3 protein-coding genes and 1 pseudogene are annotated in these 3,434 nt (G+C 59.5%); 3 read left to right on the top strand and 1 reads right to left on the bottom strand.

The annotated features are described in order from the left end of the window. Positions 1 to 58 precede the first annotated feature (58 nt). The 3 genes and pseudogenes from AC1D1X_RS18825 (at position 59) to AC1D1X_RS18815 (ending at position 3,105) form a co-directional block, all read left to right on the top strand. Positions 59 to 2,032: a PAS domain-containing protein gene (locus AC1D1X_RS18825; protein WP_477698876.1), complete on the top strand. Its 1,974-nt coding sequence runs from the start codon at positions 59 to 61 to the stop codon at positions 2,030 to 2,032. A gap of 135 nt (positions 2,033 to 2,167) precedes the next feature. After that, positions 2,168 to 2,302 (top strand): annotated as a pseudogene (locus tag AC1D1X_RS18820) (acetamidase/formamidase family protein); the annotation flags it as partial. 116 nt (positions 2,303 to 2,418) lie between these two features. Beyond that, the gene (locus tag AC1D1X_RS18815) at positions 2,419 to 3,105 is read left to right on the top strand and encodes a hypothetical protein (protein WP_477698875.1); all 687 of its coding nucleotides are present in this window, start codon (positions 2,419 to 2,421) and stop codon (positions 3,103 to 3,105) included. Here the strand turns inward: AC1D1X_RS18815 and AC1D1X_RS18810 are convergent. Continuing rightward, positions 3,102 to 3,434, bottom strand: a 333-nt coding sequence (locus tag AC1D1X_RS18810) for an amidohydrolase family protein (protein ID WP_477698874.1), incomplete at its 5' end; no start/stop codon positions are given. The two genes, AC1D1X_RS18815 and AC1D1X_RS18810, sit on opposite strands and share 4 nt — an antisense overlap.

Below are 3,434 nucleotides of genomic sequence, written 5' to 3'. Positions count from 1 at the left end.
TCCCTACTTCCTGGCATTTATCGGTGTTTCTGGTACGGCGGGAGGAATTTCGCTCGAAATGGCACCTCAAATATGGGCGCTTGATCCGGGAGTCCAGATAGTGCTGTGCGCGGAGCGGCTGGATCTTTCTTCTGATGCGCTGCGCGCAGCCATGGGAGCCACGAATAGCAGGTGGCTGGTGCTCAAGACGCCGCTTGATCCTGTAGAAGTCATCCAATTGGCGTACTCCCTGGCAGAGAAGTGGCATTTGCAACAACTCGCCGGGTCTCATCCAGGCGGGCACCCTGCGGCGGATGTTACGGAGAAGGGGAGCGCGGCGGCTGACTCCCAGATCAACGAGCAGGATTTGTTGCGCACGCTTCTGGACAACGCTCCCGATCACATTTATTTCAAGGATGCGCAGTCCCGCTTTCTCAAATGCAGCAAGGCACAGGCGCTACAGTTTGGGGCATCACCGGAGGAGCTGGTGGGCAAGACGGATCACGATTTTTTTTCCGAAGAGCATGCGCGCCCCGCATACGAGGATGAACAGGAAATCCTGCGCACAGGTCAGCCGATCATCGGCAAAGTGGAGAAGGAAACCTGGAAAGACGGGCGCGGTGAATCCTGGAAGCTGAGTACAAAGATGCCGCTGCGCAACAACGCCGGAGCCATCATTGGTACCTTCGGTATTTCCAAGGACATTACTGCCCTGAAGCAGACTGAAGCAGCGCTGGCGCACCACCATGATTTGCTGGCTACGCTGATGGAGAGCTCACCAGATTCCATCTTCTTCAAGGATCTGAAATCACGTTTGGTAAAAGTCAGCCGCTCGGAAGTTCACAACCTCCTGCGGCTATCGATCAGCCGCTATCGCGCAGCACATCCGGACATGGGTGAGGAGACACTTCCACCGCATTTGGCCAGTGTGGAGGAGTTTGAAAAGTATGTGATTGGTAAAACCGATGCAGACATTTACGGCCAGGACAGGGCGAGTGAATTTAGTCACGACGAAGAAGAGATTATCCGGACGGGGAAACCGATCCTCGAAAAGAGCGAAAAAACCGTTCATCCTGATGGGCGTGTCGTCTGGTACCTCACTACCAAAGGCCCCTGGAGAGACAGGAACGGCACACTGATCGGAACCTTCGGGACTTCGAAAAACATATCCGAATTGAAGGAAGCGGAACGAAAAATTGAAGAGGTTCAAGCCCAGCTGCTCACCACGGCGCGTCTGGCGGGCATGGCAGAGATCGCAACCAACGTGCTGCACAACGTGGGGAATGTTCTCAACAGCGTTAACGTGTCGGCCGAACTGATTGGCAGCCAGTTGCGGACGTCCAAGCTCAAGGGGCTCGCCCGCTCTGTGGGTTTGATGGACGCTCATACCGGAGATTTGGGGGAGTTTTTGACGCGGGACAGCAAGGGCAAGCTGTTACCCGCCTATCTGCGCGAGTTGGCGCGGACACTGGAGGCAGAGCATGAATCGATCGCGAAAGAACTCGACGCACTTTGCAGCAGTGTGGACCACATCAAACAGGTCATCGCGACCCAGCAATCATACGCAGGCACCCCGCGTGTCGTCGAATCCGCAAAGGTGGATGAGTTGCTGGACGACGCGCTGCGCATGAATGCGGATGCACTGACGCGCCACAAAGTGGATGTTGAAAAAAAATACGCAACGTTGCCCACCCTTTTGCTGGATCGGCAACGCGTTTTGCAGGTGCTGGTGAACCTGATCAGCAACGCCAAGCAGGCTTTTGGCACGATTGCAGACAGGCGCCCRTTCATTACGCTCCATGCTGTTTTGCTGGAAGGGCCCGTGCTGCGCATCACGGTGACAGACAACGGGGAAGGCATTGCACCGGAGAACCTGACACGCGTTTTCTCTCACGGCTTCACCACACGCAAAAACGGGCATGGCTTTGGCCTGCACAGCTGCGTTCTGGCCGCGCAGGAAATGGGGGGTAGCTTGCAGGTCCACAGCGACGGTACTGGAAAAGGCGCATCGTTCATCCTGGAGGTCCCCGTCGCTACCGCGGAGATTCATTGAACGCGGCAAAAAAAGCCGTTTTTTCCGCCCAGGCAGGGCTTGGGCCGGCCTAAAAGACATGCCCAGTCGCCAGTGCCGCGGCTGCCGCCCGTGTTTCCACGCCCAGCTTTTCAAAATGTGCTCCAGGTGCTTGTTCACGGCGGCGGCTTTTTGACCGACCATTTCCCCGAAGCGTAGAAATCGATCTGGGACTTCAAAGTCATGTTTACGAGTTCGCGCCACGTGCCGGGCGTGAACTTCGTCGGCCTGATTCACCCCGGCCTGATAGGCCGGAAGTCTGCCTGCCCACAGTCCCGAAAACCCGAAATCCTGGCCAAAGCGGGCCGTGGACCCACTCTGGCGGTGTGCTTAAATGGCGCATCACTACATGACAGGGGGAGTCGGCAATGAACTGCAAAACCTGGATGGGGATCGCCGCAGGGACCGTGCTGATGCTGCTTGGCGCCGGGGCACAGGCGCAGAAGATGCATCGCTGCGGCAACGTCTACCAGGACCGCCCCTGCGACACGGTGCAGCCGGGCACGGAAGTGCGCAATTTCGACAATGTCCCCCGACCCGTCGCCAGCGCGGGCACGGACACACAGTGCCGGCAACGCGGCATCGACTCCCAGAAAATTGTCTGGTCGCGCGAAGCGGGAGCGCTGGCGGAAAAACTCAGGGCCGCCGCCTATTCGGAAGAAGAGAAAACCCTGATCACCGAGGTCTACGGCAAACGCGGCACCGCGCCGGAAGTTCGTGCCAGCATCGAAGCCGACTGCATCGCAGCCAAGAAACATGCCCAGGAGGTTGCGGCGGCGCTGGCCGCCGTGGGAAAACTGCCCGGCAGTCCGGCGCCAGGCGTCGCGCCTGCGCGGCCTCRGGCCCTGGAATCCAGGGCCGTCGAGGCTGCGCAGGGCGGCGATGCCTCCTCGCTGCGATCCGCCGAATCGCAAAAGAAGCGTTGCAGCAGCATCAACACCAAAATTGAGGGCATCCAGAAGAGCCAGCGCAGCGGCGRCAGTGTGGCTGCCATGGAAAGCCTGAACCAACGCCGGCGCGACGCGGAAGCCGAACGCGACCGGGCCGGCTGCTAGGCTGTGCCGCCCGCCTGAGAAATCACGGCCTTTTCAATCACCCGGTCGTCACCCAGCACAATCAGTGCGAACAACAACTCGTCCAGGCTGGCGGCTTGCGCCGTCTTGCGCGCCAGCAGCGGCGTGGCCTGGAGGTTGAGCACGACGAAGTCGGCTTCGCAACCGGGCTGCAGGTTACCGACAACGCCTTCCAGGCCCAGTGCACGCGCCGCACCCGCCGTGTGCTGCCACCACAGGTGCTGCGGCTTGAGCGACAGGCCGGTTTTGGTCTGCCCTTCCCTTCCCACGTAGTAGGCGGCCAGCATGGTGTGGAAGGGGCTGAACGAGGT

This window comes from Polaromonas sp. P1_G4 (genome assembly GCF_056405475.1).
Note: the sequence above shows the minus strand (reverse complement) of the source record. Positions and strands in the feature narration are given on the sequence as shown.